Annotated in this window: 20 protein-coding genes; 2 read left to right on the plus strand and 18 right to left on the minus strand. The window is 73.7% G+C overall.

Annotated elements, in window-relative coordinates; genetic code table 11:
- Window positions 1–64: 64 nt before the first annotated feature.
- From ffh to ABZ449_RS23235, 5 genes are all read right to left on the minus strand, one after another.
- The gene (ffh, locus tag ABZ449_RS23215) at window positions 65–1,624 is read right to left on the minus strand and encodes a signal recognition particle protein (RefSeq protein ID WP_360349058.1); all 1,560 of its coding nucleotides are present in this window, start codon (window positions 1,622–1,624) and stop codon (window positions 65–67) included.
- Window positions 1,625–1,824: 200 nt separating this feature from the next.
- Window positions 1,825–4,284: a [protein-PII] uridylyltransferase gene (locus ABZ449_RS23220; protein WP_360348947.1), complete on the minus strand. Its 2,460-nt coding sequence runs from the start codon at window positions 4,282–4,284 to the stop codon at window positions 1,825–1,827.
- 245 nt (window positions 4,285–4,529) lie between these two features.
- Window positions 4,530–4,868, minus strand: a complete 339-nt coding sequence (locus ABZ449_RS23225) for a P-II family nitrogen regulator (protein WP_359829808.1) — start codon at window positions 4,866–4,868, stop codon at window positions 4,530–4,532.
- The gene (locus tag ABZ449_RS23230; RefSeq protein ID WP_360348950.1) at window positions 4,865–6,286 is read right to left on the minus strand and encodes an ammonium transporter; all 1,422 of its coding nucleotides are present in this window, start codon (window positions 6,284–6,286) and stop codon (window positions 4,865–4,867) included. The genes ABZ449_RS23225 and ABZ449_RS23230 overlap by 4 nt, the downstream gene beginning before the upstream one ends.
- A 395-nt stretch (window positions 6,287–6,681) precedes the next feature.
- Complete coding sequence (locus tag ABZ449_RS23235; protein WP_360348953.1) at window positions 6,682–8,136, minus strand: hypothetical protein; 1,455 nt, start codon at window positions 8,134–8,136, stop codon at window positions 6,682–6,684.
- Window positions 8,137–8,773: 637 nt separating this feature from the next.
- On the opposite strand from ABZ449_RS23235, the gene ABZ449_RS23240 reads away from it, so the two are divergent.
- Window positions 8,774–9,463 carry a bifunctional DNA primase/polymerase gene (locus tag ABZ449_RS23240; protein ID WP_360348956.1) on the plus strand — a complete coding sequence of 230 codons (690 nt, stop codon included), beginning with the start codon at window positions 8,774–8,776 and terminating at the stop codon, window positions 9,461–9,463.
- A 205-nt stretch (window positions 9,464–9,668) separates the two neighbouring features.
- Here the strand turns inward: ABZ449_RS23240 and ftsY are convergent, their stop codons facing one another.
- The 5 genes from ftsY to ABZ449_RS23265 all read right to left on the minus strand — a co-directional run bounded on the left by ftsY (window position 9,669) and on the right by ABZ449_RS23265 (window position 17,216).
- Window positions 9,669–10,904: a signal recognition particle-docking protein FtsY gene (ftsY, locus tag ABZ449_RS23245; RefSeq protein WP_360348959.1), complete on the minus strand. Its 1,236-nt coding sequence runs from the start codon at window positions 10,902–10,904 to the stop codon at window positions 9,669–9,671.
- A gap of 47 nt (window positions 10,905–10,951) precedes the next feature.
- Window positions 10,952–14,596 (minus strand): chromosome segregation protein SMC, encoded by a 3,645-nt coding sequence (gene smc / locus ABZ449_RS23250; protein WP_360348962.1) that lies wholly within the window; start codon window positions 14,594–14,596, stop codon window positions 10,952–10,954.
- A 155-nt stretch (window positions 14,597–14,751) separates the two neighbouring features.
- Window positions 14,752–14,955: a hypothetical protein gene (locus tag ABZ449_RS23255; RefSeq protein ID WP_045702518.1), complete on the minus strand. Its 204-nt coding sequence runs from the start codon at window positions 14,953–14,955 to the stop codon at window positions 14,752–14,754.
- 457 nt (window positions 14,956–15,412) lie between these two features.
- Window positions 15,413–15,712 carry an acylphosphatase gene (locus ABZ449_RS23260; RefSeq protein ID WP_360348965.1) on the minus strand — a complete coding sequence of 100 codons (300 nt, stop codon included), beginning with the start codon at window positions 15,710–15,712 and terminating at the stop codon, window positions 15,413–15,415.
- A 154-nt stretch (window positions 15,713–15,866) separates the two neighbouring features.
- Entirely contained in the window at window positions 15,867–17,216 is a 1,350-nt protein-coding gene (locus tag ABZ449_RS23265; RefSeq protein WP_360348968.1) for a hypothetical protein, read from the minus strand.
- Window positions 17,217–17,536: 320 nt separating this feature from the next.
- Between ABZ449_RS23265 and ABZ449_RS23270 the strand changes: the two genes are divergently transcribed.
- Window positions 17,537–18,457: a hypothetical protein gene (locus ABZ449_RS23270; RefSeq protein ID WP_360348970.1), complete on the plus strand. Its 921-nt coding sequence runs from the start codon at window positions 17,537–17,539 to the stop codon at window positions 18,455–18,457.
- A gap of 5 nt (window positions 18,458–18,462) precedes the next feature.
- Here ABZ449_RS23270 and mutM read toward each other — a convergent pair whose 3' ends face one another.
- The 8 genes from mutM to ABZ449_RS23310 form a co-directional block, all read right to left on the minus strand.
- A complete protein-coding gene (gene mutM / locus ABZ449_RS23275; protein WP_360348973.1) occupies window positions 18,463–19,341 on the minus strand; it encodes a bifunctional DNA-formamidopyrimidine glycosylase/DNA-(apurinic or apyrimidinic site) lyase in 879 nt (292 codons plus the stop codon).
- A gap of 54 nt (window positions 19,342–19,395) precedes the next feature.
- Complete coding sequence (gene rnc / locus ABZ449_RS23280; RefSeq protein ID WP_360348976.1) at window positions 19,396–20,184, minus strand: ribonuclease III; 789 nt, start codon at window positions 20,182–20,184, stop codon at window positions 19,396–19,398.
- Window positions 20,185–20,204: 20 nt separating this feature from the next.
- Complete coding sequence (rpmF, locus tag ABZ449_RS23285; protein ID WP_030056747.1) at window positions 20,205–20,378, minus strand: 50S ribosomal protein L32; 174 nt, start codon at window positions 20,376–20,378, stop codon at window positions 20,205–20,207.
- 2 nt (window positions 20,379–20,380) lie between these two features.
- Window positions 20,381–21,025 (minus strand): DUF177 domain-containing protein, encoded by a 645-nt coding sequence (locus tag ABZ449_RS23290; protein ID WP_360348979.1) that lies wholly within the window; start codon window positions 21,023–21,025, stop codon window positions 20,381–20,383.
- A gap of 173 nt (window positions 21,026–21,198) precedes the next feature.
- Window positions 21,199–22,380 carry a cell division initiation protein gene (locus tag ABZ449_RS23295; RefSeq protein ID WP_360348982.1) on the minus strand — a complete coding sequence of 394 codons (1,182 nt, stop codon included), beginning with the start codon at window positions 22,378–22,380 and terminating at the stop codon, window positions 21,199–21,201.
- Window positions 22,381–22,567: 187 nt separating this feature from the next.
- The gene (gene coaD, locus ABZ449_RS23300; protein ID WP_360348985.1) at window positions 22,568–23,059 is read right to left on the minus strand and encodes a pantetheine-phosphate adenylyltransferase; all 492 of its coding nucleotides are present in this window, start codon (window positions 23,057–23,059) and stop codon (window positions 22,568–22,570) included.
- A 49-nt stretch (window positions 23,060–23,108) separates the two neighbouring features.
- Window positions 23,109–23,690 (minus strand): 16S rRNA (guanine(966)-N(2))-methyltransferase RsmD, encoded by a 582-nt coding sequence (gene rsmD, locus ABZ449_RS23305; RefSeq protein WP_360348988.1) that lies wholly within the window; start codon window positions 23,688–23,690, stop codon window positions 23,109–23,111.
- 224 nt (window positions 23,691–23,914) lie between these two features.
- On the minus strand, window positions 23,915–24,448 hold the full coding sequence (locus ABZ449_RS23310) for a hypothetical protein (protein ID WP_360348991.1): 534 nt from the start codon (window positions 24,446–24,448) through the stop codon (window positions 23,915–23,917).
- Between the last annotated feature and the right edge of the window lie 99 nt (window positions 24,449–24,547).

Raw genomic sequence — 24,547 nt, forward strand, 5'->3', positions numbered from 1 at the left:
CAAAGGATGATCAAGGACGATGGCGCGTCAAGGACCGCCAAGGACCGCCAAGGGCTGTCCAGGACTACAGCATGTCCTTGAACTCCTTGGGCAGCTCGAAGTCGGCCGGACCCTTGCCCGCGCCGAGGCCGAAGGCGCCGCCGTCCGCCGGACCCTGGCCCGCGCCGAGCGCGCGGCGCTCGGCGGCCGCGGCCTCCTCCTGCGCCCGCTTCAGCGGGTTGCCGCTCTTGCGCTTGCCCTTGGCCTGCGGGGCCTTCTTGGCGGACTTCTTCGCGCCGCCGCCCATGCCCGGGATGCCCGGCATGCCGGGCATCCCCTTGCCGGAGGCCATCGCGGACATCATCTTGCGGGCGTCGAAGAACCGCTCGACCAGGTTCTTCACCTCGCCGACCTGGACGCCCGAACCCTTGGCGATGCGGGCCCGGCGGGAGCCGTTGATCAGCTCCGGCTCGGCGCGCTCGGCCGGGGTCATCGACTTGATGATCGCGCCGACCCGGTTGACGTCCTTGTCGTCGATGTTGTTGATCTGGTCCCGGATCTGGCCCATGCCGGGCAGCATGCCGAGCAGCTTGGAGATCGAGCCCATCTTCTGGACCTGCTCCAGCTGGGACAGGAAGTCGTCCAGGGTGAACTGCTTCGGGCCGCCGCGCAGCTTGGCGGCGATCTTCTCCGCCTCCGCCTGCGAGAAGGTCTGCTCGGCCTTCTCGATCAGCGAGAGGACGTCACCCATGCCGAGGATGCGCGAGGCCATCCGGTCCGGGTGGAAGGCGTCGAAGTCGTCGACCTTCTCGCCGTTGGAGGCGAACATGATCTGCCGGCCGGTGACGTGCGCGACCGACAGGGCCGCGCCGCCGCGGGCGTCGCCGTCGAGCTTGGAGAGCACCACGCCGGTGAAGTCGACGCCGTCGAGGAAGGCCTGGGCGGTGGTGACCGCGTCCTGGCCGATCATCGCGTCGACGACGAACAGGACCTCGTCCGGGTTCACCGCGGCGCGGATGTCGGCGGCCTGCTGCATCAGCTCGGCGTCGATGCCCAGGCGGCCCGCGGTGTCGACGATGACGACGTCGTACTGCTTCTGCTTGGCGTACTCGATCGAGTCCTTGGCCACCTGCACCGGGTCGCCGACGCCGTTGCCCGGCTGCGGGCCGTAGAAGGCCACGTCGGCGCGATCGGCGACCACCTGGAGCTGGTTGACCGCGTTGGGGCGCTGGAGGTCGCAGGCGACCAGCAGCGGGGTGTGCTTCTGCGTCTTCAGCCAGTGGCCGAGCTTGCCCGCGAGGGTGGTCTTGCCGGCACCCTGGAGGCCGGCCAGCATGATCACCGTCGGGCCGTTCTTGGCGAACCGCACCCGGCGGGTCTCGCCACCGAGGATCGCGATGAGCTCCTCGTTGACGATCTTGATGATCTGCTGCGCCGGGTTCAGCGCGCCGGAGACCTCGGCACCGAGCGCCCGCTCCTTGACCTGCTTGATGAAGGCCCGGACGACCGGCAGCGCGACGTCCGCCTCCAGCAGCGCGATGCGGATCTCGCGGGCGGTGGCGTCGATGTCCGCCTCGCTCAGGCGGCCCTTGCCCCGGAGGTTCTTGAACGTCGCTGCGAGGCGATCGGAAAGGGTGTCGAACACGTCGTCGCGGGTCCTCTGCGGCATCGGTATCGGTACGGTCGTCGCCCCCCAGGGTATCCGGCCACCCCGGGTGAGGTCTCCACCCCCGGTCGGAACGCTTGCCCGGCCCCCTGCCGGGCACCCTGCCCGCGGGCCTTCCGCGGCCCGGTCCGGCCCGGTCCGGCCTGGTCCCAACGCTCGGCCCGGCCTCGGCCCGGCGCTCAGCCCAGCGCGGCCCGGACCGCCGCCGCCACCTCGCCGGCCCGCCCGGCGGTGAGCGGCCGGCCCTCCTCGTCGGTCAGGTAGAACGAGTCGACGGCCTCCGCGCCCAGCGTGGACACGTGCGCGGTGCGCACCCGCACGCCCGCTCCGTCCAGCGCCCGGCCGATCCGGTGCAGCAGCCCTGGGGCGTCGTGCGCGCGGACCTCCAGCACGGTCGCGGTCGCCGAGGCCACCGCGGGCGCCACCGCGACCATCGGCGGCGGGGTGGGGATGCCCCGGCGGCGCGGGGCGGCGGCGTCCCGCTCGGCGAGCCGGCGGGCGACGTCCAGCGAGCCGTCCAGGGCCCGGCGCAGGTCGGCCCGCAGCCGGGCCGCCTCCGGCAGCTCGCCGTACTCGGCCGCCACTCGCCAGGACAGCAGCAGCACCGGCCCGGCGCCCACCGGGTCCAGCTCGCGCAGCCCGGCCGAGCGGACGGCCAGCCGGTGCAGCGCGAGGACCCCGGCGGCGGTGCCGAGCAGTCCGGGACGGTCCGGGACCGCCAGGTTCAGCTCGACGCCCATCGGCTCGGCGCCCGGCTCCGCCCCCTCCGACCGGGCCCGCAGCGACAGCGCCGGCTGCCCGGTCCGGGCGGCCTCGACCGCCAACCGCTCCTGCTCGGCGGTCGGCGCCGTCTCCACCGGCGGGACGCCCGCCCCGGCCAGCCGGTCCGCCACCCGGGCCACCAGGCCGTCCACCAGCGAGGCCCGCCAGCCGCTCCACGCGGCCGGCCCGGTGGCCAGCGCGTCCGCCTCGGTGAGCGCGTGCAACAGCTCCAGCTCCGGCCGGGTGGTGACCACCTTGGTGATCGCCTCGACGGTGGCCGGGTCGTCCGGATCGCGCCGGGTCGCGGTGTCCACCAGGGTCAGATGGTGGCGGACCAGCACCGCCAGGGTCTCGGTGTCCTCGGGGCCGAAGCCCATCCGGGCGCCGAGGTCGCGGACGATCACCTCGCCGGCCGCGCTGTGGTCCCCCGGCCAGCCCTTGCCGATGTCGTGCAGCAGCGCGGCCACCAGCAGGAGGTCCGGCCGGGCCACCCGGCGGGTCATCGCGGCGGCCCGCACCGCCGTCTCCACCAGGTGCCGGTCCACCGTCCAGCGGTGCACCGCGTTGCGCTGCGGACGGCAGCGCACCCGCTCCCAGTCCGGCAGCAGCCGACGGACCAACCCCTCCGCCTCCAGCGCCTCCCACACCGGGACGGCCGACTCCCCGGCGCCCAGCAGGGTGACCAGCTGCTCGCGCGCCTCGTCCGGCCAGGGCACGGGCAGCGGGCGGCACTCGGCGGCCAGCCGGCGCACCGTGGCGTGCGAGACGGTCAGCCCGTTCTGCGCGGCGGCTGCCGCGGCGCGCAGCGGCAGCACCGGGTCGGCGGCCGGGCGTGCGCCCTGGGCGAGCACCGCCTCGCCGTCCTGTTCGACCACGCCCTCGGCGAGCGGCCGCCGCTCGACCGCGCCCCGGGCCACCGCTCCGGACCCGCGTCCGGAGCCGGCGAACGGGATGCCCGGCCGCCGCACCCGCCGGCCGCGGCCGCCGCGGGCCGCGAGCACCCGGTCCACCGCCCGCCAGGTGACGTCGCCCGCGTACGCGACGGTGCGGGCGGCCTCGTAGACCTGGCGCAGCAGGGTGTCGGCGTCCAGCACCCCGAGCCGCTCGGCGACCTGGTCCTGGTCCTGGAGGCCGAGCCGCTCGGTGGCCCGTCCGGTGACCAGGTGCAGGGCGTCGCGCACGTCGGCCAGCCGCTGGGCGGCGGCGTCCAGGCCGTCCCGGGGCGCGTCGGCCAGCCAGGTGGCGGCGATCGCGTCCAGCGTCACGACGTCGCGCAGGCCGCCGCGGGCCTCCTTGAGGTCGGGCTCCAGCAGGAAGGACAGCTCACCGTGCCGTTCGGCCCGCTCGCGGCCCAGCTCGCGCAGCTCCGGCAGGCGCGCGGGGGCGCTCGCGCGCCAGTCGGTGAGCACCGCGGAGCGCAGCTCGTCGGTGAGCGCCCGGTCCCCGGCGAGGTGACGGGCGTCCAGCAGGCCGAGCTGGGCCTTGAGGTCGGTGGCGGCGACCGAGCGGGCCTGCGCGACGGTGCGCACGGAGTGGTCGAGCTTGGCGCCCGAGTCCCAGACCGGGTACCAGATCCGCTCGGGCAGCTCCCGGGCGATCGGGCCGTCGTGCAGCAGCAGGACGTCCAGGTCGCTGCGCGGGGACAGCTCGCCGCGCCCGTACCCGCCGACCGCGACCAGCGCGACGCGGGGCGGGGCGCCGGCGGCCGCGAACAGTCCGGCCAGCCGGTCGTCGGTGAGCCGGGCGAGCGCCCGGCGGCGGGGGCGGCCGCCCGGGCCGGGGCCGGCGAGCAACGCGGCCCGGGCGGCGGCCCAGCCCGCGAGGTCGAAGGGGTCGGCGGGGTGACCGGGGTCGCGGGGGCTGGTCTCGGAGGTCATGCGCGTGGTCCCGTCCGTCGTGCTGCTGAGCCGTCGTGCTGGTGGAGCCGTCGTGCCGCTGAGCCGTCGTGCCGCGCGAGCCGGTGGTGCCCGGTGGAGCCGCACTGTCGCGATCCGTCGTGTCGCGCGATCCGTCCTGCCGCCCCGGCCCCGCGCGGGGCCGTTCGGCCGGCCGGAGTACGCCGGTACGCCGTCGGACGGACCCTCCACCCCCCGGGTGTGCGGGTCCGCCCGACGGCGCGGGACTACAGGGCGTCCGGGCCGCGCTCGCCGGTGCGGACCCGCACCGCGGTGTCGACCGGGACGCTCCACACCTTGCCGTCGCCGATCTTCCCGGTCCGGGCGGCCTTCACCAGGACGTCGATCAGGTCCTCCGCGTCCTCGTCCTCGACCAGGACCTCGATCCTGACCTTCGGCACCAGGTCCACGGTGTACTCGGCCCCCCGGTACACCTCGGTGTGGCCGCGCTGGCGGCCGTAGCCGCTGGCCTCGGTGACCGTCAGGCCGTGCACCCCGAAGGCCTGGAGGGCGGCCTTCACCTCGTCCAGTCGGTACGGCTTGATCACGGCGGTGATGAGCTTCATCGGGCGTCGACCTCGGTCCTCTTCTCGGCGGGCTTCTCGGCGGCCTCCGCGGCAGCGGTCCGCTCGGCGACGGGCTTCGCGGCGCCGGGCCCCGCGTCGGCGGGCCGTTCGGCGGCGGGCTTCGCGGCAGCGACGGCCAGGCCCGGCAGGGCCCGGGCCAGGCCCGCCCCCACGGCGCTGAAATCGTAGGCGGACTCGGCGTGTTCGGCCTGGTCGATGCCGGCCACCTCGACCTCCCCGGAAACCCGGAACCCGACCAGCCGATCGACCGCCTTGGCCAGCAGCCAGGACAGCACGAAGGAGTACGCCGCGACCACCGCCACGCCCATCGCCTGCTTGCCGAGCTGCCCGATCCCGCCCCCGTAGAACAGGCCCTTGACGCCCTGGCCCACCCCGCCGGTGGCGAACAGGCCGACCAGCAGCGAACCGATCGCCCCGCCGACCGCGTGCACGCCCACCACGTCGAGCGAGTCGTCGAAGCCCCAGCGGTACTTCAGCGAGACCGCGGCGCAGCAGACCGCACCCGCCACCAGCCCGATCGCCACCGCGCCGAGCGGGCTCACCGAGCCGCAGGCCGGGGTGATCGCGACCAGCCCGGCCACCGCGCCGGAGGCGGCGCCCAGCGTGGTGAAGGCGCCGTGCCTGAACCTCTCGTAGACCAGCCAGCCGACCAGCGCCGCGCCGGTGGCGACCTGGGTGTTGACCATCGCCATCGCGGCGACGCCGTTGGCCGCCAGCGCCGAGCCGGCGTTGAAACCGAACCAGCCGAACCAGAGCAGCCCGGAGCCGAGCATCACCAGCGGCAGGCTGTGCGGGCGCATCGGGTCCTTCTTGAAGCCGATCCGCTTGCCCAGCACCAGGCAGACCGCGAGGCCGGCGACGCCCGCGTTGATGTGCACGGCGGTCCCGCCGGCGAAGTCGATCACGCCGTTGCGGTCGCCCAGCCAGCCGCCGTGGCCGCCGTCGAAGAAGAACACCCAGTGCGCGACCGGGAAGTAGACGATCGTCACCCAGAGCGCGATGAACAGGCCCCAGGCCGCGAATCTCGCCCGGTCCGCGATGGCGCCGCTGATCAGCGCCGGGGTGATGACCGCGAACATCAGCTGGAAGAGCGCGAAGGCGGTGACCGGGATGGAGCCGGTCAGCTCGTCGAGGCCGAGGCCGCGCATCCCGAGGTGGTCCAGGTCGCCGATCAGCCCGGCGAAGGAGTCGGACCCGAAGCTGAGCGAGTACCCGTAGAGGACCCACAGCACGCTGACGATCCCGAGCGAGAGGAAGCTCATCGCCAGCATGTTCAGTGTGCTCTTGGCCCTGACCATGCCCCCGTAGAAGAAGGCGAGTCCCGGGGTCATCAGCATGACCAGGGCCGCACTGATGAGTACGAAGGCGGTGTCGCCCGCACTGAAGCCGTCCGGCATCGGCGTCTCCTCTGCGTCCAGGCCGATCCGCACCCGGGGACCCGTCCCGTGGTGCCACCCGGGGTGTCGGCGTTGAGGAGGAGCCTGCCGAAGGCTGGTTTCGGCCAGTGCGGCCGGTTGTTTCACCGCCGTGACGCGTGCGACGCGCGGGTTACGGCTGCGTGAACCGCGGACCGCGGACCGGTCGCCCAGTGCGCGCGGCGCCACCGGGCGCCGGAGGCCGGACATGCCACCGACCGTGACGGCGGCGGCCGCCACGGTCGGTGGAGCTTCCCTCGGAGGGCCCTGACCGGTCGATGGCCCTGACCGGTCGGAGGCCCTGACCGGTCGATGGCCCTGATCGGTCGGAGGGCCCGAGCGGTCGGGGATCCCGAGCCGCCGCAGGGCCCGAGCGGTCAGACCACCGACACGAACTCCGGGATGTCCTGAACCACCCGCTCCTTGAGCCGGCTCACCGCGTCCACACCCTTGAACCGGGCCGCCGCGGCCTCCGTGGTCTTGCGCACCCGGGAGTTCAGCCGCTCCGAGCGCACCTTGGTGGCGATGTCCACCGCCTGCTCGGCCATCACCGCGGCCTGTTCCGCCTCCCTCTGCAGCAGGTGGACGCTGGCCATGCCGATCAGGTTGAAGGCGTACGAGCGCACGTGGTCGGCGTCCTGGCGGAACAGGTCGACCGCGCGCTCCATCACCGGCGCGGACATCGACGCGTAGAGCTCGGCGTTGTCCGAGTGGTAGGCGAGGTCGCGGAAGGAGTGCGCGTTCTCGGCGTTCAGCTCGGCCGGCGAGAAGAACTTCAGCCAGTCCGGCTCCTGGTCCCCGTCCCGGATGTCGGTGAAGGTGTCCTCGGCCAGCCGGACCGCCCGGGCGCAGCGGTTGACCTCGCCGATGGTGGCGTAGGCACGCGCCTCCATCGCGTACAGCAGGGACTGCTGGCGCGCGGTGGCGGTGTCGCGGCTGCCGTACTGGGCCAGGTGGATGAGCTCCAGGGCGTCCTCGCCCCGGTTGAGGTGGATCATCTGGCGGCTCATGTCGGTGAGGATCAGCGCGCCGAACGGGCGGTCGCCCGCCTCCTTGGCCGCGTGCAGGGCGAGCACGTAGTACTTCTGCGCGCTCGGGTGCATCCCGACGTCGTACGACATCCACCCGGCCAGGTGGGCGAGTTCGGCGGTGAGCCGGAACAGCCGCTTGGTGGTGTCCTCGCTGTACGTCTCCTGGAGCAGGTCGGTGACCTCGTGCAGCTGGCCGACGACGGCCTTGCGGCGCAGCCCGCCGCCGTTCTGCGCGTCCCACTGCCGGAACATGACCGTGGTCTGCTCGAGCAGTTCCAGCTCGGGCTCGGAGAGCCGGCCGGTGAACGCCTCGCCGCCGTTGGCCGCGGTGAGGATCGGGGTGGGGACACCGGTCGGGCCGGGCGCGAGCCAGCGCTGCATCGGCTCGATCAGCGCGGCGCCCGCGGTCAGCGCCAGCGAGGTGCCGAGGAACCCGCGGCGGTTGAGCATCAGGTCACTGCGGGAGTAGTCGCTGATCAGCTGGACGGTCTGCGGACCGCTCCACGGCAGGTCGACGCCGCCGCCCACGGTCGAGACCGGGATCGCGGCGCGCAAGCCCAGGTCCTCGATCGAGACCACTGAGCCGAACCGTTCGGAGAAGAGTTCCGACATGATCTTGGGGATCGGCTCACGGGGCTGCTCGCCGTCGAGCCAGCGGCGCACCCGCGAGGTGTCGGTGGACACATGGTGGGCGCCGATCTGCCGGGCCCGGCGGTTGACCTGCCGGGCCAACTCGCCCTTGGACCAGCCGCTGCGCGCGAACCACGTGGTCAGCTTCTCATTCGGTTGCTTCTCTGCCATGGGTAACGTCCCCATCCCGCCCGGCCCCTAGCGGGGCCCCCGATCGTGACCGCCCGACGGTTGCGGGCTCTTGCCAGACGTGCCGTGCCTGAGGTGCTGCCGTGCCGCGGCGCTGCCGTGCCGCAGCGTCCTCGCACTGGTGTGCCATCGTTGCGGACGATTCGTCAGATTCCCAACTCCCGCTCCTCCACGGCCCGGGACGGACTCCTCGACGACATCCGCACGCTGAACGTAATGCCCCGCGAGGGGACCGTGGGAGCGGCCCTGGCGAAACGCCACCTTTCGCCACCCCCAGGAGTGAACCGAAGCCCGGGGGCACACGCTTCACTTAGGGAGTCCCGACGGCCCGGCATATGCGGGCCGCCAAGTCCCCCGGCTCATCCCGGAGGACCCGGCGGACCCGGCAACCCACCGCAGCCACAGGCGAGTTCACCATCCACTCGGGATGGCGACAGTCCCACGCACACGACGATCCGGCATCGGCGCCGCCCCCACAAGGCGGCGCCCGAGGCGCACCGGCGGAACAGGCGCACACCACGCGCTGCGCGCCGCCACCGCACTACGCACCACACAGCTGACAATCGACACACAGTCACCGTCCCGTAACCATCGGCAACGAGAACCTGTTGGGGGAGGCATGGACAACCTGTTCGGCGAACTTCGACTGGGGCACCTGCGGCTGGCACCGCTGGGCGCGCGCCGCCGCACCAAGGTCACCGCGTCCCAGGCCGCCGCGGAGTACACCGGCCGCTGGGGCTGGGCGGTCGTCACCGGCGACCCGGTGACCGGCGCGCCGGTCACCGGCGCCACCGCCCCGACCCGCTGTCCCTGCGGCTCCCCCCGCTGTGCCGCACCCGGCCTGCACCCCGCGACCGGCGGCGGCCGGGCCCGTGCCGGCCGCGCCGAGGCCTCGGTGCTGTTCCCCACCGGCCGCGCCTTCGACGTCCTGGACGTCCCCGAGCAGGCCGGCCTCCAGGCGCTGGTCCGGCTGGAGCGGATGGGCACCCAGGTCGGCCCGGTGCTCGCCGCCCCCACCGGCCGGCTCCAGTTCCTGGTCGCCGCCGGCACCGCCCGGCGCCTGCCCGACCTGCTGTACCGGATGGGCTGGGACGACGCCGCGCTCGACCTGGTCTGCCACGGCGAGGGCGGCTACGTCGCCGCCCCGCCCACCGTCCTCGGCTCCCTCGGCCCGGTCCGCTGGCTGCGCCGCCCCACCCGCGACAACGCGGGCTGCCCGCCCGAGGCCCGGCTGCTGCTCGGCACCCTCGCCTACGCCTGCCACCGCAGCCGCGAGCGCGCCGCCGAGCCGGCCTGGATGGCGTCCTGACCCCTCCGGTCTCCGCCGCGCCGAGGCCCCGCTCCCCGAGCGGCAGCGGCCGGCCCGCGTCGAGGCCGCTTCCCACCGCGCGCCCCGCCCGGCTCCGGGTGCGCGAAGGGCCCGCCCCCGGGAGGGAGCGGGCCCTTCGTACGCCCTGTGCGCACTCGTCCTGCGCGCACTCGCCCTGTGCGCACTCGTCCTGCGCGGGTGTGCGTCAGTCGCCGATCAGCGCGTCCACGAACGCCCCCGGCTCGAACGGAGCCAGGTCGTCCGCGCCCTCGCCGAGGCCGATCAGCTTGACCGGCACACCCAGCTCGCGCTGGACCGCGACCACGATGCCGCCCTTGGCCGTGCCGTCCAGCTTGGTCAGCACGATGCCGGTGATGTCGACCACCTCGGCGAAGACCCGGGCCTGGATCAGGCCGTTCTGGCCGGTGGTGGCGTCCAGCACCAGCAGTACCTCGTCCACCGGGCCGTGCTTCTCGACGACCCGCTTGACCTTGCCCAGCTCGTCCATCAGGCCGGTCTTGGTGTGCAGGCGGCCGGCGGTGTCGATCAGCACCGTGTCCACGCCCTCGGCGATGCCCTCCTTGACCGCGTCGAAGGCGATCGAGGCCGGGTCCCCGCCCTCCGGGCCGCGCACGGTGCGCGCACCGACCCGCTCGCCCCAGGTCTGGAGCTGGTCGGCGGCGGCGGCGCGGAAGGTGTCGGCGGCGCCGAGCACCACCTTGCGGCCGTCGGCGACCAGGACGCGGGCGAGCTTGCCGGTGGTGGTGGTCTTGCCGACGCCGTTGACGCCGACCACCAGGACCACCGCCGGGCCCTCCTCGTGCCTGGTGGAGCGGACGACGCGGTCGGCGTCCTTGCCGACCAGCTCGACCAGTTCCTCGCGCAGCAGCGCGCGCAGTTCCTCGGGCGTACGGGTGCCGAGCACCTTCACCCGGGTGCGCAGCCGCTCGACCAGCTCCTGGGTGGGGGTGACGCCGACATCGGCGGTGAGCAGCGTGTCCTCGATCTCCTCCCAGGTGTCCTCGTCCAGGTGCTCCCGGGAGAGCAGCGAGAGCAGGCCCTTGCCGAGCGAGTTCTGCGAACGGGACAGCCGCGAGCGCAGCCGGACCAGCCGGCCGGCGGTGGGCTCGGGCACCTCGACGGCGGGCGCCGCCTCGGCCTCGGCGGGAGCGACCTCGACGACCTCGACGGCCTCGACGGCCTCGGGCGCCTCGGCCTCCGCCGGGAGCTGCACCTCCTCGACGGTGCGGCGGGGCTCCTCGGTCGGCGGCGCGGACTCCTCGCCGACCTGGGGCTCCCGCGGGGTGGGCTCGGGCGCCGTGATGACCGGCGCCTGCGACTTCGGGGGCAGCTGCTGGCGTCGTCTGCCGGAAACGACGAGGCCCGCGATCGCGCCGACGGCGACCACGGCGATGACTACGGCAAGGATCACGTATTCCATAACTGCTCCAGTATCCGCGACCGGAGCCCGGATGGACCGCAGCCGCCCTACACGGATGCGGTGCGTACCGTCCGCGGCCGCCGTTCCCGGTGTTCTCCCCCGGCCTGGCGGCCGGGAGCTGCTCCCTCGCGCAGCCGCTGGCTGATCACCTGGGAGATGCCGTCGCCCTTCATGGTCACGCCGTAGAGGGCGTCGGCGGACTCCATGGTGAGCTTCTGGTGGGTGATCACGATCAGCTGGGAGCTCTCCCGCAGCTCCTCCATGATCCCGATCAGCCGGCGCAGGTTGGTCTCGTCCAGCGCCGCCTCCACCTCGTCCATCACGTAGAACGGGCTGGGCCGGGCCTTGAAGATCGCCACCAGCAGCGCCACCGCGGTCAGCGAGCGCTCGCCGCCGGACAGCAGCGACAGCCGCTTGACCTTCTTCCCCGGCGGGCGGGCCTCCACCTCGACCCCGGTGGTGAGCATGTCGTCCGGGTCGGTCAGCACCAGCCGGCCCTCCCCGCCCGGGAAGAGCCGGGCGAAGACGCCCTCGAACTGGGCGGCGGTGTCGTGGTAGGCCGAGGTGAACAGCTGCTCGACCCGCTGGTCCACGTCCCGGACGATGTCCAGCAGGTCGCGCCGGCCGCGCTTGAGGTCGTCCAGCTGCTCGCCGAGGAACCTGTGCCGTTCCTCCAGTGCGGCGAACTCCTCCAGCGCCAGCGGGTTGACCTTGCCGAGCTGCAGGTACGCCTTCTCGGCCGCCCGCAGCCGCTTCTCCTGCTCGGCCCGGACGTACGGGTACGGCTCCCCCGGTTCCCTCCCCTCCTCGGCGGTGTCGTCGCCGCCCGACGCCGCGGGCGAGGGCGGGACGAGCTGGTCGGGCCCGTACGAGGCGAGAAGTTCGCCACCGTCGATGCCGAACTCCTCCAGCGCGCGGGCCTCCAGCTGCTCGATCCGCAGCCGCTTCTCGGCCCGCAGCACCTCGTCCCGGTGCCCGGCGTCGACCAGCTTGTCCAGCTCCTCCTTGAGCCCGCGGCCGTGCTCGCGGTGCTCCCGCAGCTCCTGCTCGCGCTCGGCACGCGCCTGTTCGACGGCCGCCCGTCCGGCGTCCGCCCGTTCGAGCGACACCTCCAGGCCGGCCAGCAGCTGCCGGGCGCCCGCCGCGACGGCGTTCGCCACCGAGGCGTCGTGCTCGGCGCGCCGACGGCGCTCGGCGGCCCGGGCTCGCGCCTCGCGCTCGGCGCGGGCGGAGCGGTCCAGCTGGTCGGCCCGGCCGGCCAGGGCGCGGACCCGCTCCTCGTGGGTGCGCACCGCGAGCCTGGCCTCCAACTCGGTCTGCCGGGCGGCACTCGCGGCCCCGGCCAGCCGCTGCTGTTCGGCGGTGTCCGGCTCGTCCTGCCCGGCCCGGGCCGACTCCTCGGCGGCGGCCAGGCGTCGCGCCGACTCCTCGGCGCCGTCGAGCAGTTCGGCCAGCCCCTGCTCGGCCCGCGCGGCGGCGGCCGACAGCCGCTCGGCCTCGCCCGCGGCGGCGCGGGCCTGCCCGCCGAGCCGGCCGAGCGCCCCGGCGACCTGCGCCCGCTCCTTCTCCGCCTGCCGCCGCTGCTCGGCCAGTTGCTCCACCTCGGCCGCCGACTCCCGCCGCCGATCGGCGAGTTCGGCCAGCCGCGCGGCCGACTCGGCGCAGCGGGTGGCAAGTTCCCCGATCGCCCGGGCCGCCTCGTCCACCGCCGCCTGGGTCTCCAGCAGGCTGGGCGCACCGCCGGACCCGCCCTGGGCGAAGCCGGCGCCGAGCCGGTCCCCGTCGGCGGTGACGGCACAGATCCCGGGCTGCGCCGCGGTCAGCCGCAGCGCCTGGTCCAGATCCGCGACCACCGCCACCCCGGCCAGCAGCCGCCGGACCGGTCCGAGCAACTCGTCCGGGCCGTCGACCAGTTCGGCCGCCCAGCGGGCCCCGTCCGGCAGTTCTCCCGCCGCCTGCGCCACCTCGGCGGCGCCGGCGATCAGCAGCGCGGCCCGGCCGGCGTCCTCGGCCCGCAGCAGCCGCAGCGCCCGGGCGGCGACGGACGGCGAGTCGACGGCCACCGCGTCGGCGGCCGCACCGAGCGCCGCGGCCACCGGCACCTCGTACCCCGCGTCGATCCGCAGCAGCGCGGCCGCCGGGCCGAGCAGCCCGCCCAGCCGCTCCCCCGCGTCCAGCAGCGCGCCGGTGCCGTCCTTGCGGCGCAACCCGAGGGAGAGCGCCTCGTGCCGCGCGGTCAGCCCGGCCCGCTCGCGCTCGGCGGCACCGGCCGTCTCCCGGGCCGCGGCCAGCTCCCCCTCCACGGCGGCCAGCCGCTCGCGCGCCCGCTGGTACCGGGCCTCGGCCTGCTCGTCGTCCCCGGCCAGGCCGTCCACCTGCTGCTGGAGTTCGTCCAGCTCGCCCCGGGCGGACTCGGCGCGCAGCAGCGCCTCGTCCCTGGCCTCGGTGAGCCGGCCGATCTCGGCCTGCGCGGCGGCGGCCCTGGACCGGGCGGCGGCGGCCTGCCCCTGCAACCGGGCCAGGCCCTCCCGGCGGTCGGCGATGGCCCGGGCGGCGTCGCGCAGCCGGCGCTCCTCGTCGGCCAGCTCCCGCTCCAGCCCGTCCTTGCGCTCGACCGCCTCGGCCAGCGCGTACCGGGCCTCCTCCAGCGCCTCGGTCAGCGCGGCCTCCTCCTCGCGGACCCGCTCGGCCTCCCGCTCCAGCTCCTCGGGGTCTCGTCCGCGCCGCTCCTCGCCGCGGCCCCCGGCGACGGCGTGCCGGGCGCGGGCCTCGGCCAGCCCGATGGTGCCGCGGGTGCGTTCGGCGAGCGCGGAGAGCCGGTACCAGGTCTGCCGGGCGGCCTCCAGGCCGGGTCCGAGCTGCTGGACCTGCGCCTCCAGGACGCGCTCGCGCTGCACCGCACGGGCCAGCTCCTGCTCGACGGTGGTGCGGCGCAGCCGCAGCGCCAGTTCGTCCGCGATCTCGGCCTCGACGGCCCGGCGGAGCGTGCACAGGTCGTCGGCGAGCAGCCGCAGCCGGGCGTCGCGCAGGTCGGCCTGGATGCCGGCGGCCCGGCGGGCGACCCGGGCCTGCCGGCCGAGCGGTCCGAGCTGGCGGCGGAGTTCGGCCACCAGGTCCTGGACCCGGTTGAGGTTGGCCTGCATCGCGTCCAGCTTCCGCAGCGCCTTCTCCTTGCGCTTGCGGTGCTTGAGGACGCCGGCCGCCTCCTCGATGAAGGCGCGCCGCCCCATCGGGTCGGCGTGCAGCACGGAGTCCAGCTGCCCCTGCCCGACGATGACGTGCATCTCGCGGCCGATGCCGGAGTCGGAGAGCAGTTCCTGGATGTCCAGCAGGCGGCAGGTCACGCCGTTGAGGGCGTACTCGCTGCCGCCGTTGCGGAACATGGTCCGGGTGATGGTCACCTCGGCGTAGTCGATCGGCAGGGCGCCGTCGCTGTTGTCGATGGTGAGGCTGACCTCGGCGCGGCCGAGCGGGGCGCGCCCGCTGGTCCCGGCGAAGATGACGTCCTCCATCTTGCCGCCGCGCAGCGACTTGACCCCCTGCTCGCCCATCACCCAGGACAGCGCGTCCACCACGTTCGACTTGCCGGAGCCGTTCGGGCCGACGACGCAGGTGATGCCGGGCTCGAAGCGCAGGGTGGTGCTGGAGGCGAAGGACTTGAACCCGCGCAGCGTCAGACTCTTCAGGTGCACGCGGCCGGTCTCCTCGATCGCTCACGACGGGAACCGACTGTATCCGGAGCCGGACACGACGAAGGGACGCCACATCCGGGCGTCCCTTGCAAGCTGCGTCCCTTTCGGGGCGGCTCAGTGCACAGCGGCGTCGATCTGCGAGGACCGGGCGGGACTCAGGTGAGAGCCGGCTCCCGCTGATCCAGATCGATGCTGTTGAGCAGCGAGTGCTCGTCAGCGACAGCGGTCAGAGCGTCGTTCTCAGCCTGCATCCGAAGGAGCTCGGCTTCAAGGTCCTGGACGCGCTGCTGAAGCCGTCGCATCTCGGAGAGCATTCGCGGGTCGGGGCCGCCGACGTACCCGAGAAGCGCCTTTGCCATGATGAATGGTCCTCCACGCTGAGTGACCGAACCGGAACGGTACAGGTCTAGGGGGAAGGGGGACGCACGCGCGGCGCGTCACCGGAAGTGCTGGCTGGGCACTACGGCACAACCACCGTGAGCTGGGCTCACGGGGGCATGCGCCTGCCGGGAGAACGCGGTCGTGTGCGCGGGCTTCCAGCGTCTCACCAAAGACGGAAAGGGTCAACACGATCACCGCACGCTACCGCGCCCCTGTCACCTGCCCGGCGGTGTCGTCACGCCTGGGGGGTTTCGGGACGGGTCCATCGCGTACTCGTGGATCATCGTTCGATGCGGAGTCAACCACGAGTCTGCCCGGATGGCAACCTCGTGACACCGTCAGTTCGGGATCTTTTCCCGGAAGCCCGCGCCCCGGTCCGCCGAAGGCCCGGCCCGGGGCGGCTCGGGGGCGGCTCGGGGGCGGCTCAGCAGCGGCTCAGCGGATCTCGAAACCCTCGTAACCAGGGCCGACGGCCGTCCAGATCTCGGTGACTCCGCTGACGTTCCCCGGGGTCCCCGGGCCGCGCAGCCGGGCCAGCAGCTCCTCGCAGTCGGGCGCGAGCCCCTCGGCCACCACCTGCACCCGGCCGTCGCCGAGGTTGCCGGCGTAGCCGGTCAGGCCGATCTCCAGTGCCCGCGCCCTGGTCCACCAGCGGAAGCCGACCTGCTGGACCTTCCCCCGGACCCAGGCGGTCACCCGGACCGGTTCCTCACTGTGGGCGTCGCGACCGTGCATGCCCCGACCTTAGGACACGCCCCGGCCACCCGCGCGCCCTGGTCGCCGCCCGGTCCGCCCCGCCCGCGCAGGCCGGCCGGGCCCGGAGACGGGAGCGGCCCCGCCGGAGCCCGGAGCTCCGGCGGGGCCGCCGACGCGGACGGTCGGTCCGGGGCTACCAGTCCCCGCCGCCGAAGTCGCCACCACCGAAGTCGCCACCGCCACCGAAGTCGCCTCCGCCGAAGTCGGAGGGGTTGAAGTCGGCGCCGGTGAAGTCGCCGCCCTCGTACTGGTCCTGGTAGCCGTGGCCACCGTCCATCATCGGCGCGGCCGCGTAGGCCGGGGTGCTCATCATCGAGCCGAGCATGGTGCCGACCAGCAGTCCCGGCAACAGGCCGCCCCCGCCGAAGCCGCTATAGTAGCCGCCCGCGTACGGGGCGTAGGCCGGGCCGGCGTTCCAGTACGGCTGCGGGCCCTGGTCGGTGTGGACGGTGCGGATCGCCGGGTCGAGGCCGGCCGCCACCCGGTCCGCGTCGGCCTGGCAGACCGGCACGGGGCGGGCGGAGCCGCCGGCCGGCGCCCAGTCGACGTCCTTGACGGACGGGCCGTGGCGCGGGTCCATGAAGCACGGGGGCCGGCGCTCGGGCAGCGGGCGCTCGTCCCGCCGGGCGCTCAGGGTGGCCAGTGCGAACCGGCCGTCCTCGATCGCCTCGGTGACCTGCTTGACGCCCTCCGGCCGCTTGGCCTCGTCCATCAGGCGCTTGGACTTCTCGTACGAGTCCAGGGCGTGGGTGTAGTCGGTGCGCTGGGCGTCGTCGGCGTCCGCCGCGCCCGGGTTGAAGTCGAGCCGGTCCAGCTCCTCGCCGAAGGCGGTGATGTCCTCGTCCACCACCCGGCGCAGCTGCTGCAGCTCGGCCCGGGCCTGCTCCTCCTTGCGCTTCTTGGCGCGGCGGAAGAGGAGGAAGACGCCGGCGCCGGCCAGCGCGACCAGCACCACCGGGATGACCACCCAGGCGATCGAGGTGCTGTGGTTGACCCCGGTGCCCTTGGTCTGCGGGACGGCCTGGTCGACGAAGGAGTTCAGGGTGGCGTCGATGTCGCCGCCGTTCGCGCGGAAGGCCGCGCCGGCGATGCGCTGCGGCTGGCCCGCGCCGATCGCGCCGCGGTCGCCGCCGGCCTCGAACTTGTCGCCGTGCCACACCGCGTAGACGCCGTCGATGCCCACCAGGGTGCGGAGGTCCTGGAGGTTGCTCTTCGCGTAGGCCGGGGAGTCGGGGATGACCGCGATGAAGATCGGCTTGTCGGCCTTGTCGATCTTCTTGGTCAGGGCGTCGGCCTGGGACTCGCTGAAGCGGTTCGCCATGGCCGGGTCGACGTAGACCTGGCCCTTCTTCAGGGTGGCCGCGGCATCGCTCATCCCGCCGGCCGCCGAGGCCGCGGGTGCCAGCAGGAGCAGCAGCCCGAGCAGCGCCGCCACCAGGGCAAGTGGCCCGGCGCCCCGGGAACGTCGTGCAAGGGTTCTCATGCCCTCGACGCTACCGTGACCGGCCGCCGAGCACGCCATACCCTTCGCATACTGGTATTGACAAGGCTCCCCGCCGTCCGCCGGGGCCGCTCCCCTCCTCGGGGATGATGTTTCCCCCGGTCGCCCCTGAGCCGGGGCCCGCTCGGGAACCGCGTGAGGCCGCCGGACGTACGTTCCGGCAGGTCCGGCCTGGTCCCGGGGTACTCCGGGGAGCGTGCCGACCGTACCGTGCGAACGGGCATAGTGGTCCCGAACCACCGGTCCCATTGCTTTTTCTTTACCCACCCCGTCCTTGACTCGACTCCCGATCGGAGCACTCGGTGATCATCGGCCTCGTCACCGCCGTGGCGGCATCCGCCTGCTACGGCACCGGCTCGGTCCTCCAGGCCGTCGGATCCCGCCGCTCAGCCCGGGAGGAGGCGGCCAAGGGCGCCACCACCTCGACCACCGAGCACGGCGGCCCGAGCCTGTCCTCGACCGCGAAGGCCGCCGTCACCTGGGAGTTCATCCTCGGCACGGTGCTCGACCTGATCGGCTTCGGGCTCGGCGCGCTGGCCGCCCGCCTGCTGCCGCTGTTCCTCTCCCAGACCATCATCAGCGCCAACCTGGTGATCACCGCGGTGCTCAGCATCAAGCTGCTGGGCATCCGGCTCAAGCAGCTGGAGTGGGCCTCGATCGCCGTGCTCTGCTCGGCGCTGGTGCTGCTGGCCGTCTCGGCCGGGCCGGAGGGCGGCCACCACGCGGCGATGTCCTTCCACTGGTGGCTGCTGATCGTCACCACCGTGCTGCTGGTCGGCGGCAGCCTGCTGGTGCGGCGGATGGGCGCCAACGGCGCGATCGTCGCCGGTCTGCTCTCCGGCCTCGGCTTCGGCGCCCTGGGCGTCGGGGTGCGCATCCTCAACGGCATCGAGCCGTTCGACCTCGGTTCGCTGCTCTCCGACCCGGCGCTGTACGCGGTCCTGGTCGGCGGCATCGGCGGGATGTACATCCACACCGTGGCGCTCCAGATCGGCTCGGTCAACGGCGCGACCGCCGCGCTGGTGGTCGGCGAGACGGTGCTGCCCGGCGCGGTCGGCGTGCTCTGGCTCGGCGACTCCACCAAGGCCGGCCTGGGCTGGCTCGGCGTGATCGGCTTCCTGCTCGCGGTGGTCGCCGCGGTCGGGGTCGCCTACTTCGGCCAGGACACCCACGGCGCGCCCGGGGAGCCGGCCGTCCCGGAGCCCGAACTCACCCGCAAGTAGCGGCCTCAGCCCCCGCTGCGGGTGCGCGGCACGCGCTGGCAGCGGGGGCAGAAGTAGCTGGAGCGGTTCATCCAGGCCGCCCGCCGGATCGGGGTGCCGCAGCGGCGGCAGGGCTCCTGCTCGCGGCCGTAGGCGTCGAGGTCCCGGGAGAAGTAGCCGCTCTCGCCGTTCACGTTGACGTAGAGGCTGTCGAAGCTGGTGCCGCCGACGGCGAGCGCCGCGGTCATCACGTCCCGGGCGTTGGCCAGCAGCAGCAGGGCCTGCGGGCGGGTGAGCGTCGCGGTCGGGCGGTCGTAGTGCAGCTTGGAGCGCCACAGCGCCTCGTCGGCGTAGATGTTGCCGACGCCGCTGATCAGGGTCTGGTCGAGCAGGGCGCGCTTGACGGTGGTCCGCTTGGCGCGCAGCGCGGCCGCGAAGGCGGCGTCGTCGAAGCGCGGGTCGAGCGGGTCGCGGGCGATGTGCGCGATCGAGACCGGGGTGCCCTCCGGGTCCCCGTCCTCGGCCTCCTCGACCGCCAGGCCGCCGAACGTCCGCTGGTCGACGAAGCGCAGTTCGCGCCCGCCGTCGGCGAAGCGCAGCCGCACCCGCAGGTGCGTCTCGTCGGGTACGGACGGGTCCTGGACGAGCAGCTGGCCGCTCATCCCGAGGTGGCCGATCAGCGAGAATCCCGCCCCGGTGCCGGCCAGCGGCACCCACAGGTACTTGCCGCGCCGCTGCGCGGTGCCGAGGGTGGTGCCGGTCAGCCGGGCGGCGAAGTCGGCCGCGCCGGCCGGCTGGCGGCGCACCGCGCGCGGGTGCAGCACCTGGACGTCGGCGACCGTCCGCCCGGCGACCCAGTTGGCCAGACCACGGCGGACGACCTCGACCTCGGGAAGTTCGGGCACGGGAACACGCCTCCTGCTCGGTACGGATCAGCAGGAGTGAAGGCTACTGGGAGGTCACGCCCCGGCGGGCAGCCGGTCGGCGTACTTCTCCTTGATCGCGCGCCAGGCGCTCTCGGCGGCCTTCTGCTCGGCTTCCTTCTTCGAGCGGCCGACGCCGCTGCCGAAGTCCTCGCCGGCCACCCGGGCCGCCGCGGTGAAGGTCTTCTCGTGGTCCGGACCGGACTCCATCACCACGTACTCGGGCACTCCGATGCCCACCGAGGCGGTGAGCTCCTGGAGGCTGGTCTTCCAGTCCAGGCCCGCGCCCAGCTGAGAGGACTCCTCGATCAGCGGGTCGAACAGCCGGTGGACGAACTCGGTGGCCGCGTCCAGTCCCTGGTCCAGGTAGACGGCGCCGATCACGGCCTCGACGGTGTCGGCGAGGATCGACGACTTGTCGCGACCGCCGGTGCCCTCCTCGCCCTTGCCGAGGCGGATGAACGTGCCGAGCTCCAGGCCACGGCCGACGTCCGCGAGCGCGCGGGAGTTGACCACCGCGGCGCGCAGTTTGGCGAGCGTGCCCTCCGGGACGTCCGGGTGGACGCGGTAGAGGGTGTCGGTCACCACGAGGCCCAGCACCGAGTCGCCGAGGAACTCCAGGCGCTCGTTGGTGGGCAGCCCACCGTTCTCGTACGCGTACGAGCGGTGGGTCAGGGCACGCACCAGAAGGGCGCGCTCGAGTGTGTACCCGAGGCGCCCTTCCAGGACGTCGTATTCGGTCGAAGCCGGCCCGCCGGCCTTGCCCCCGCCCGAAGAACCCTTCGGGGCGGCGGACGCCTTGCGGGTGGAGTTACCGTCCGACATCGATCCGTGCACCCCGCCGATCAGACCGAGAGGACCTGGCGACGGTTGTACGTGCCGCAGCTCGGGCACGCGATGTGGCCCAGCTTCGGCTCGTGGCAGCGGTCGCACGCCACGAGGGCCGGAACGACGGCCTTCCAGTTGGACCGACGGTGGCGCGTGTTGCTGCGCGACATCTTCCGCTTCGGAACAGCCACGGCTACTTCTCCTGGTTCTCGGCGAGACCCTCACGGGTGTCGCTGTTCTTAGATCCGTCACCCTCGTCGCCGGGGGCGGCGGAGAGTCCCTGCAGAGCCGCCCACCGGGGGTCGACGGCATCGTGGTGGTGCGCCGGGTCGTCGCTCAGGCGCGCTCCGCATTCGGAGCACAGGCCCAGGCAGTCTTCCTGGCACACCGGCTGCAGCGGCAGTGCGAGCACCACCGCGTCACGCAGCACCGGCTGGAGGTCGAAGAAATCGCCCTCCAGACGGTAAGTCTCTTCTTCCGAGTCCTCGTCGAGGTCCTCGGCCCCGGCGGTCCGGGCGCGGTGGCGCTCGTCGGACTCCGGGTAGTAGTACAGCTCCTGGAAGTCCACGTCGACGTCGAACTCGACGGGCTCCAGGCACCGGACGCACTCGCCCACGACGTGGGTCTCGGCGGTGCCGGTGACCAGCACGCCCTCGACCACGGACTCCAGGCGGAGCTCCAGCTCGATCGGGCTCTTCTCCGGCACGCCGATCACGTCGATGATCCCGAAGCCCTCGGGGGCCTCCAGGGTCCGGCTCACCTTGCGCATCGAACCCGGGCGACGACCGAGCTCGTGCGTGTCGAACACGAGGGGGTCGCGGTGGTCGAGGCGGTTCACGGTGTCCTGACTTCCATAGGAAACGATCTGAGATTCCCCATACGAGTCGGCGCTGCGAGGGCAAGCCGACGGCCGGACATGGGGATGCCGGAGTGGTCAGACTACCGGAGTCTCCCGCCAGGCCCAACTTCGGTCCCGTCAGGAGACTCCCGCACGGCTGTGCCGGGGCCGGCTCAGCGGCCGCCGAGCTCCCGCAGCCTGGTCATGTCGATCATGCTGGTGTCGAAGAAGCTGGTCTCGTCCAGGCCCTGGCCCTGGCCCTGCCCGTGGCCCTGGCCCTGCCCGTGGCCCTGCTGCTGGTGCGGCACGGCCGGCGGGGCGGCCGGCTGCGGGGGGTAGGCGTAGCCGTCGTACGACTGCGCGGCGTAGCCCGACTGCTGCTGGGGATAGCCGTAACCGCCCTGCTGCTGGTAGCCGTCCTGCTGTCCGCCCCACTGGGCGTTGTAGGGGTCGCCCTGGCCGGCCGGGTCGTAGCCGCCGCCGTACACCTCGACGTACTGCCCTCCCGGCTGCTGGGCGGCCGCGTACTGGTCGGTGCCCGGGGCCTGCCAGCCGGCCGCGGCCGGGGTCTGCTCCGGCCAGGTCTGCTGCTGCGGGACGTCCTCGCGGTACCAGGCGATGTCCTCGCCCTCGGCGTCGTGGGCGAAGCCCGCCGCCACCGCCTCGGCCCGCTCCTTGGCCTGCTGGGCCTGGTCGGCGGCGGCCAGGTAGGCGCCCAGCTCGTCGATCGGGCGCTTGCCGAGCAGCTTGTCCCGGCCCTTGCCGACCGCCTCCAGGGTGGCGCCGAGCACGTTCTCCAGGGTGGCGAGCTTCACATCGACGTACTCGTCCACCTCGGGGCTCGGGCTGATCCGCTGGGGGCGGAACTCCTCTCCGTCGCTCTCGCCCTCGGGCTCGGCCTCGAAGACGCCGGAGTCGCCGCGCAGCTTGGTGCGGCCGCGGCCGACCGCGCCGAGCGTCTTGGTCAGCACGACCTCGAAGTTGGCGAGCTTGCTGTCCACGTAGTCGTCGGCCTCGGCCCGCTTGGCGTCGACCTCGGTGCGCGCCTCGGCGAGGATCCGGTCGGCCTCGGCCTGGGCCCGGCGGACCACCTCGGTGTCCGAGATCAGCGAGCCGCGCTCGGCGTGCGCGCCCTGGATGATCCGCTCGGCCTCGGCCTGGGCCCCGGCCACCACCTGCTCGTGATCGGCCATCACCGACTGGGCCTGGGCGAGTTCGGCGGGCAGGGCCGACCTGAGGTTGTTGAGCAGGCCGATCAGCTCGGCCCGGTTCACCACGCAGGAGGCCGACATCGGCATCGAGCGGGCGTTCTCGACCGCCGCCACGATCTCGTCGACCTTGTTCTGCACGTCCACGGGGCTTCGTCTTTCCGTGTGCCGCCGACGGTCCGGCGGAGGCAGGCCCGGCGCGGTGGACCTCACCGCAGGGCAGGAATACAGACTGTACGGCCACTGCCCTGCGGGGTCACAACGCCTCAGCCGAACCGGTGCACGGGGAAACGGACATGACGTGACGAACCGGCAGAAGCGGACAGTCGGCGGCCTACTGCTCGGCCTTGCGCTCCGCGATCCGCTCCACCAGCCGGCGGTGCACCGTCTCCGGCAGCAGGTGCGAGACGTCGCCGCCGTAGGAGGCCACCTCCTTGACCAGCGTCGAGGAGAGGAAGCTGTACGTCGGCGAGGTCGGCACGAACAGCGTCTCCACCCCGGTCAGACCGTGGTTCATCTGCGCCATCTGGAGCTCGTAGTCGAAGTCGCTGACCGCGCGCAGGCCCTTGATGATCGCGGGGATGCCGCGCTCCCGGCAGTAGTCCACCAGCAGGCCGTGGTGCGACTCGACCTGCACGTTCCCGAAACCGGCGGTGACCTCCTCGATCAGGCCGATCCGCTCCTCGACGGTGAACATGCCCTGCTTGTTCCGGTTGACCAGGACCGCGACATGCACCACGTCGTACAGCTTCGAGGCCCGCTCGATGATGTCGAGGTGGCCGTTGGTGATCGGGTCGAACGAACCGGGACAGACGGCTCGGCGCATGGCGTGTGTGCTCCCTCGTGGGGTGACGGCTGCTGCGGGCCGCGGCCCGCTACTCCTGCTCGTCGGCCGCGGCGGCGCGACCGTACCAGAGCGTGCCCTCGCCGTAGCGGCGGGAGCGCAGCTCCTCGAAACCCCCGGGCCAGACGAATCCGCCACCGCGGGTGCTGCGCTCCACGGTGACGAGCGTGCCCGCCGCGAGCCAGCCCCCGGCCAGGAGTGTGATCAGCATCTCGCGGACCTCCTCGTCCGTCACCACGTACGGCGGGTCGAGGAAGACCAGGTCGTACGGGCTCTGCGGGGGCGGGCCGGCGATCACCTTCTCCGCCCTGGCGGCCCGCACCTCGGCGCCCGGCAGGCCGATCGTCCGGACGTTCTCCCGGATCACCCGGGCCGCCTGGCCGTCCGCCTCGACCAGCAGGACGTGCTCGGCGCCGCGCGACAGCGCCTCCAGCCCGACCGCGCCCGATCCGCCGAACAGGTCCAGCATCCGGGCCCCGTGCAGGGTGCCGCGCAGCGCCTCCAGGGTGGAGAACATCGCCTCACGGGCCTTGTCGGAGGTCGGGCGGGTGCCCCGGCCGGGCGGTACGGCCAGTCGGCGGCCACCGGCCGCCCCGGCGATCACGCGGGTCATGGTGGTGGAAGGTCCTTTCGTCGCTGCCCGACCACGCTATCCCGCCCCGAACCGCAGGGGCGCGCCGGTGCCGGGAGGTGGGGAGCGACGAGCGGGGCGGGAGCACCGGGGCGACGGCCGTCGGCACCGGGCCGGGAGCGCCCCGGAGGCGGGCGGGCGAGCCGCCCGCCTCCACCACGGCGAGCACGGCGCGGCCCGGCGGGTTCGCCGCCGGGCCGCGGTGGTCAGCTCGCCTCGGAGCCCGCCGACTGGGCCGGGGTGCCCGAGCCGAGCAGGGCCGGCGAGGCGTAGCGGGACCAGGACAGGCAGCCGTCGGGCGGGCAGAACTCGGGGCGGCGCGGGTCGTGCCCGAGCTCGCGCAGCTTGGTCCGGACGGAGTCGGGCGTGCGGCCGAACCGGGCGGCGATCCGGGCGATGGTCTCGCCGTCGTGGAAGCGCCGGACCAGTTCCTCCTCGTGCTGCGGCACCCAGGGGGCGCCGTGGCCGGGGTACAGCTCGCGCAGCACGTCGCGGTCGGGGATGGGCTCGGAGACGTCGGCGACGATCGCCAGCGCCCGCAGCGCGCGGTTGAGCGCGATCCGCAGCGAGGCGACGTCCTCGACCGGCAGGCGGAGCTTGCCCGAGGCGAGCGGTGCGGCGGCCGCCCCCTCGCGCCAGCCGGTCAGGGTGAGGGTGACTTCGCGGTCGTCGTCGCTGGCGAGTTCGATCCGGAAGACCTTGTCGCCCAGCGGGAGCTCGTTGAGATGACGGAATGCCATGGCTTGACCCCCAAGTGTCGTGCCAGGTACGCACCTTGGAGGTGCGCCCTGAACACCTTCATTCTCTCCCGGGGGTCTGACAATCCGGCCCTCGAAGGG

The sequence above is a fragment of the Kitasatospora sp. NPDC005856 genome (assembly GCF_040629945.1).
Taxonomy (GTDB): Bacteria; Actinomycetota; Actinomycetes; order Streptomycetales; family Streptomycetaceae; genus Kitasatospora.